This window comes from Lonsdalea britannica (assembly GCF_946477055.1).
GTDB classification, from domain to species: Bacteria; Pseudomonadota; Gammaproteobacteria; order Enterobacterales; family Enterobacteriaceae; genus Lonsdalea; species Lonsdalea britannica_A.
The window spans coordinates 1-6,139 of the sequence record NZ_CAMKXG010000214.1 but is presented as its reverse complement, the minus strand read 5'-3'; the positions used below and the strand labels follow the sequence as shown (position 1 = coordinate 6,139).

Below are 6,139 nucleotides of genomic sequence, written 5' to 3'. Positions count from 1 at the left end.
GATCTTGTGCATGCTCGCGCCGAATTCGCTAAAGCGGCGGCGCAGGGCGACGTACAGGCGCAGCTCGCTTATGGCGAGATGCTGCGTCTGGGATTGGGCGGCAAAGAGGACTACACCGAGGCTGTGAAGCAGTATCGGCAGGCGTCTGCCGCCAACAACCGCATGGCGCAGTACCGTATGGGCACGATGCGACAGGAAGGACTGGGCGTGCCGCGCAACCGTATTCATGCTTACGCCTGGTTCTCGCTGGCGGCGACTGAAGGCATGGTGAATGCGATCAATGCCCGTAACGCGCTCGAAGAGGGGATGCAGCCGGATGAGGTGAAGGCGGCGCAGAAGCTGGCGATGCACTGGTCCTCCGGCAAAGGCATGACCCGCGAGCAGGACAACCAGTAATCTTTCCTCACGACCTGATCGACAGCGCGTCAGCCCCCGGTAAAGCCGGGGGCTGACGCGTTTTTCGTCATGCATTAAAACCGGCGGTGGCTGAGTGTCGCGATAACCGTCCGCGTTTCGCGCGCACTTCACGGATCAAGTCTGTTCTGAGCCGAATAGCCTAGGGCTGCAACGTCGGCCTCTGTCGTGAATACCGCCTCCCCCATTCAACCCACTCGAACCCTTTCCCGACTCACTTCACCCGCCGCAGGCACTGCTGGCGTCGCTCGTCCACACGTTTGGCGAACCACGCCGTGGTCAGTTTACGGGTGATCTTGGGGCTTTCCAGCGAGATCCCCGGCAGCATTTCACGCGGCGCTTTGCCACGCGCCGAGCGGTCCGCCAGCGCATAGACCTTCTGGTAAAGGTCGGTTTTTTCGAAGGCCGCGGTATCGCCTTTCTCCAGATCCCGACGGATTGCGCTGTCGCTCAGTTTTAGCCGCTTCCCGAGGGAGCGCACCGCCAGTTCGGTGGCGCCGGCCTTGTTTGACCCGTAGTTAATCAGATCGCCATCCCGCGCCAGCGAAATGCCGCTCAGGCGACTCACCACCTGTTGAAACGCCGCGTTGCGACTGGCATACCAGCCCGCGTTAAAGTCGGCGAAGCGGTAAATCGACTGCGTGTAGCTGGCGGGATAGCCCAGCAAATGCATGATGCCGAAGTACATGCCTCCGCGACGGCTGAAGACTTCCCGACGCACGGTGCCGTCGATGGGATAGGGGTAGCCTTTGGCGTGAGCTTCGGCGAACGCGATGCTGACCTGCATCGGCCCGCCGGTGCGTACCGGGTTGAGACGGCCAAACAGTTGCTGACCCATCGGCACCATGTCGATGAAGTCGTCAAAGATCGCGCTCAGCTCTTTCTCGCTGCGGACTTTGTCTAAACGCTCGCTATAGGTTTTGCCGTTGGGCGAGGTGATCGACAGCGCCGTGCGCACCAGAAACGCCGGAATATGGAGCGGTTCGGCGCGACGGTTAATCTCCTGCCAGGCGATTTTTGATAAGCCGGGCACCTGCGGGTCGGCTTTGAACGTCGATTCCTGCTCGGTGACGGCGAGAACGGAACACAGGTTTTCCGGGCTGGGGTCCAGCTGCTGCGCGGTGAAGGCGGCGGCGATATCCTCCGCCCAGCCCTGTCGATCGCTCACGTTGGCAGGCATCAGCGTCAGCAGCTGCGCCCGGATGTCCGCCGGGCGCGGAGCCGGGGTTTTGGCGACTTTGTCGGCGCAGCCCGCCAGCGCCAGTACGGCGAGCAGGCCCAGCATGCGCAGCGGGGAGCGAAACGAAAAACGGTGCAGATTCGGCATGTTATCTCGGGTTAGCGGCTAAAGGGCTGACATGACGTTAGCGCAGCGGGCGGCGATGATCCAGCCTGGCGATCGTCGTGGGTACATGCTTTTTTTCGTTCGCCCTGGCATAGTTGGCGTTACGCGTAACTTAATACACTCACGATCTGATGGAACGCCCATGGCTGCTGCCCAACCCTGGACCCGGGACCAACTGCTGGTCGCCTTCACGCTGTACAGTCAATTGCCTTTCGGCAAGCTGCATTCGCGCAATCCTGACATCATCCGTTACGCCGCCCTCCTGAATCGGACCCCTTCGGCGTTGGCGATGAAGCTGGTCAATCTGGCGAGTCTCGATCCGTTTATTATCGCCTCCGGGCGGACTGGCCTGCGCGGGGCGTCCAACGCCGACCGTGCGCTGTGGCAGGAGATGAACGGCGATCCGGTGCGCTTCGAACAGCAGTGTGAGCAGGCGATGGCGAGTCTCACTTCGCCGCCGATCACCTCACAGGCGCAGGAAGCGGCGGAAGATTTTCGCGGTGGGGAACGAGTGACGTCAGTGAAAACGCGCATCGGCCAACAGCTGTTTCGCAAGCGCGTGCTCGGGGCTTACGGCGAGCGCTGCTGCATCACTGGTCTGGACGAACCGATGCTGCTGGTGGCCAGCCATATTCGGCCGTGGAAAACGGCGGACGAGCATCGGTTGAACCCCAGCAACGGCCTGTGTCTGTCCAATCTGCACGACAAAGCCTTCGATACCGGGCTGATCACCTTTAACGAGTCGCTGGAGATGCAGCTTTCTCCCCGAATCAAAAAGCTCAAAAGCCCGGTCAGCGAGATCTACTTCGCGCAGTACGAGGGACGTCCTCTCCGCCTGCCCAGCGAGTTCCCGCCGGACATGGCGCAAATGGCCTACCACCGCCAGCATATCTTTCAGGCGAAAGGATAATCACGCGGGGCGCGTGACACCCGCTGTCACCACGGTGGTGAGTGGGTACTGTGGCCTGCGCCGGGCATTATGTATAATCTCCGCCTTGCCGTTCATTCCCCGGAGCCTGATATGACTTACCGCGTTGTCTTCATTGATGACCATTACATCGTGCGTTCAGGATTTGTGCAGCTGTTGGCGCTGGAAGAGGATATCGACGTCGTGGGCGAGTTCAGCTCGGCCGCCGAAGCGCGCAAGGGATTGCCGGGGCTGCAAGCGCACATCTGTATTTGCGATATCTCTATGCCCGATGAAAGCGGGCTGGATCTGCTGGCCGACCTGCCCTACGGGCTGGCGGTGATTATGCTGTCGATGCACGATAACCCGGCGATGGTCGAGCTGGCGTTGGAGCGCGGCGCGCGCGGATTCCTGTCCAAACGTTGTCATCCGGAAGATCTGGTGACGGCGGTACGCACGGTGGGTCAGGGCGGCGTCTATCTGATGCCGGAGATCGCCCGCCAGCTGACGCGCTCGCAGGTCGACCCGTTGACGCGGCGCGAAGGCGAAGTCGCCATGCTGCTGGCGCAGGGACACGACGTGCGCGAAGTCGCGTTGCAGCTGGGACTCTCCCCGAAGACCGTACACGTTCATCGCGCCAACCTGTTCGCCAAACTGGGCGTTAACAATAACGTCGAGCTGGCGCAGCGCATGTTGGGGTACTGATGCAGCGCGTCATTTTTGCCGTTTCCATTTTCTTCCTCTACGCCGCCGCCTGGTTTTGCCTGTGGGGGATCGGCACCGCGCTGGTCGCGAACCCGCTAGAAGCCGTCATGTTATTCCCCTTCGGCCTGCGAGTCGGCGTACTGCTGCAAACGCCGCGTCGATGCTGGAGCGGGATCTTGTGCGCGGAAGCCGTGATGTTGTGGGTGCTGTATCAGCAGTTTGGCGCGAGCGCTGAACTGTGGGCGCTGCTGTGTACGTTGCCGGCGAGTCTGGCGCTACTCCGGTTAACGGCCGGGTGGCTACAGCGCTCCTTACAAAGCGAGGCGGAGTGGCAGTGGCCGTTGCAACAGGGTGCCGTCGTTGTGCTGGCGGCGGCGTTGCAGGCGGTGATCTGGTCGCTGGTGACGGGCGCAGCTACCGTGCAACCGCTGCTGCTGGGGTTGAGCGGCGGACTGACGGTCGCGCCGACCTGTCTGCTTATCTGGCAATATTTGTCCCGGCAGCGCTGGGCGCCGCTGGAGCCGGGGTTGATTCATCAGCCGCTGAATATGCGGTTGCATCATCTGGGCGGATATCTGGTGTTGTTCGCCTTCAGCGTCTGGTTGCAGCGTCAGGCCGATGACGTTGAACTGCGGCGCTTCGCGCCGTTTTGTCTGGCGATCCCGATTGTGTTCATGTCCTACCGTTATGGCTGGCAGGGCGCGCTGTTGGCGACGTTGCTCAACGGTGTGGTGCTGATTGCGTCCGAACCCCACGGCATGGGCCCGCATCGCGATCTGCTATTGTCGCTGCTGGCGCAGAGCTTGACCGGCATGCTGCTGGGCGCGGGCATTGAACGTCAGCGTCACCTGAATCATCAGCTGGCGCGCCGGCTGGAGGAGAATCGACGGCTGGCCCGTTCGCTGGTGACGGCGGAAGAGGACACCCGGCGCAAGATCGCCCGCGAGCTGCATGACGAGGTCGGGCAGACCATCACGGTGATCCGTACCCACTCCGGCATCATCCGTAAACTGACGCAGGAGCCTCGGGTGCTCTCCAGCGCATCGGCGATCGAGTCCTACGCCCTGCGGGTGTACGACGGCATTCACGATCTGCTGGCGCAGCTGTGGCCCGCCGCGCTCAGTACGCTTTCTTTGTCTGGGGCGCTGGGGGCGTTGCTACGCGATCTGGTGCCGCCCGATCAGGGGATAACGACCTCGCTGGACTGGCAAATCCCGGACGCGCATCTCGACGATACGCTGAAGATCATTCTTTATCGGCTGTGTCAGGAAGGGGTGACCAACGCGTGCCGTCATGCGGAGGCGACACATATCGACGTCAGCGGTCAGCTGAATGCGGCCGGACAGTACTGCGTCAGCATTCAGGATAATGGCCGGGGCGTGGACGTGGAAAGCGTTAAACCGGGCTACGGGCTGCGCGGAATTCAGGATCGCGTACGCGCTATCGGCGGCGAATGCGCTCTGCGCAATGAAGGTGGAACGCGCCTGGTTGTGATCCTCCCCGCAATTTTCGGAAAAAATACCCAAAACTAGGAAAAAGTCTTAGTTTCTATGCGCCATTGGCTTGGTCGGATCAGGCGCGCGCGAGGCACCATAAGCGCCACTAACGCTACAGCAGTATAACGAGGTTTTCATGTGGTTCATTTTAAAAAGCCGTCCTGACGCCCCTCAGGTGCAGGACAGCGCCCAGATCGATGCCGCCTATAAATATTGGCGCATTCAATTGATGTGGGTCATGTATGTCGGCTACGCCGCTTTCTATTTCACACGCAAGAGCTTCAACTTCATTATGCCCGCCATGGTGGCCGATCTGGGCCTGAGCATGTCGGACATCGGTATTTTGGGCACGCTGTTCTATATCACCTACGGCTGCTCCAAATTTATCTCCGGGATGATCAGTGACCGTTCCAATCCGCGCTACTTCATGGGGATTGGCCTGATTATGACCGGGATCATCAACATCGTCTTCGGCCTGAGCTCCTCTCTGCTGGTGTTCGGCGCGCTGTGGATGGTCAACGCCTTCTTCCAGGGCTGGGGATGGCCGCCGTGTTCCAAGATCCTGACTAGCTGGTACTCCCGCTCTGAGCGCGGAAGCTGGTGGGCGATCTGGAACACCTCTCATAACTTCGGTGGCGCGCTGATCCCGCTGCTGGTGGGCTTTATTTCCCTGCACTTCAACTGGCGTTACGGCATGATCATCCCTGGCATCATTGGGATTACGCTGGGTCTGCTGCTGTGCTGGAGACTGCGCGATAAGCCGAACACGATGGGTCTGCCTAGCGTCGGTCAATGGCGTAACGACGAAATGGAGCTGGTGCAGGAGTCTGAAGGTCAGGGTCTCACCAACCGTCAGATCATCAAGCGCTACGTGCTGACCAACAAGTACATCTGGCTGCTGGCGGTGTCCTACGTGCTGGTGTACATCGTCCGTACGGCGTTGAACGACTGGGGTAACCTTTACCTGACGCAGGAAAAAGGCTACTCCCTGATGACGGCCAACTCGGCGCTGGCGCTGTTTGAAGTGGGCGGATTTATCGGTTCACTGGTCGCAGGCTGGGGTTCTGACAAACTGTTCCACGGCAACCGTGGTCCGATGAACCTGATTTTCGCCATTGGTATCTTCCTGTCCGTGGCCGCGCTGTGGTTAATGCCGGGCATCAGCTATGTGCTGCAGGCGGGCTGCTTCTTCGCTATCGGCTTCTTCATCTTTGGTCCGCAAATGCTGATCGGCATGGCGGCGGCAGAGTGTTCTCATAAAGATGCTGCTGG

At 60.5% G+C, this 6,139-nt stretch carries 6 protein-coding genes; 5 read left to right on the top strand and 1 reads right to left on the bottom strand.

The window, feature by feature from the left end:
* On the top strand, positions 1-396 hold a 396-nt coding region (locus Q7O77_RS13390), incomplete at its 5' end, for a tetratricopeptide repeat protein (protein WP_304168183.1).
* Positions 397-628: 232 nt separating this feature from the next.
* Here Q7O77_RS13390 and Q7O77_RS13385 read toward each other — a convergent pair.
* Positions 629-1,741: a DUF1615 domain-containing protein gene (locus Q7O77_RS13385; RefSeq protein ID WP_304168180.1), complete on the bottom strand. Its 1,113-nt coding sequence runs from the start codon at positions 1,739-1,741 to the stop codon at positions 629-631.
* Between the two features lie 160 nt (positions 1,742-1,901).
* Here Q7O77_RS13385 and Q7O77_RS13380 point away from each other — a divergent pair, with 160 nt between their 5' ends.
* The 4 genes from Q7O77_RS13380 to uhpC form a co-directional block, all read left to right on the top strand.
* Positions 1,902-2,669, top strand: coding sequence for an HNH endonuclease (locus tag Q7O77_RS13380; protein WP_304168178.1), 768 nt, complete (start codon positions 1,902-1,904; stop codon positions 2,667-2,669).
* 111 nt (positions 2,670-2,780) lie between these two features.
* Positions 2,781-3,371 (top strand): transcriptional regulator UhpA, encoded by a 591-nt coding sequence (gene uhpA / locus Q7O77_RS13375; protein WP_085652801.1) that lies wholly within the window; start codon positions 2,781-2,783, stop codon positions 3,369-3,371.
* Positions 3,371-4,903, top strand: a complete 1,533-nt coding sequence (gene uhpB / locus Q7O77_RS13370) for a signal transduction histidine-protein kinase/phosphatase UhpB (RefSeq protein WP_304168174.1) — start codon at positions 3,371-3,373, stop codon at positions 4,901-4,903. Before uhpA ends, uhpB begins: the two co-directional genes overlap by 1 nt.
* A gap of 100 nt (positions 4,904-5,003) precedes the next feature.
* Positions 5,004-6,139: MFS transporter family glucose-6-phosphate receptor UhpC (uhpC, locus tag Q7O77_RS13365; protein ID WP_304168172.1), on the top strand; the 1,136-nt coding region annotated here is incomplete at its 3' end.

What these genes read in the sequence shown, in the direction of transcription:
- uhpB (WP_304168174.1), top strand. Translation starts at nt 3,371, where the DNA reads ATGCAGCGCGTCATTTTTGCCGTTTCCATTTTCTTCCTCTACGCCGCC.
- Q7O77_RS13385 (WP_304168180.1), bottom strand. Translation starts at nt 1,741, where the DNA reads ATGCCGAATCTGCACCGTTTTTCGTTTCGCTCCCCGCTGCGCATGCTG.
- uhpA (WP_085652801.1), top strand. Translation starts at nt 2,781, where the DNA reads ATGACTTACCGCGTTGTCTTCATTGATGACCATTACATCGTGCGTTCA.
- Q7O77_RS13380 (WP_304168178.1), top strand. Translation starts at nt 1,902, where the DNA reads ATGGCTGCTGCCCAACCCTGGACCCGGGACCAACTGCTGGTCGCCTTC.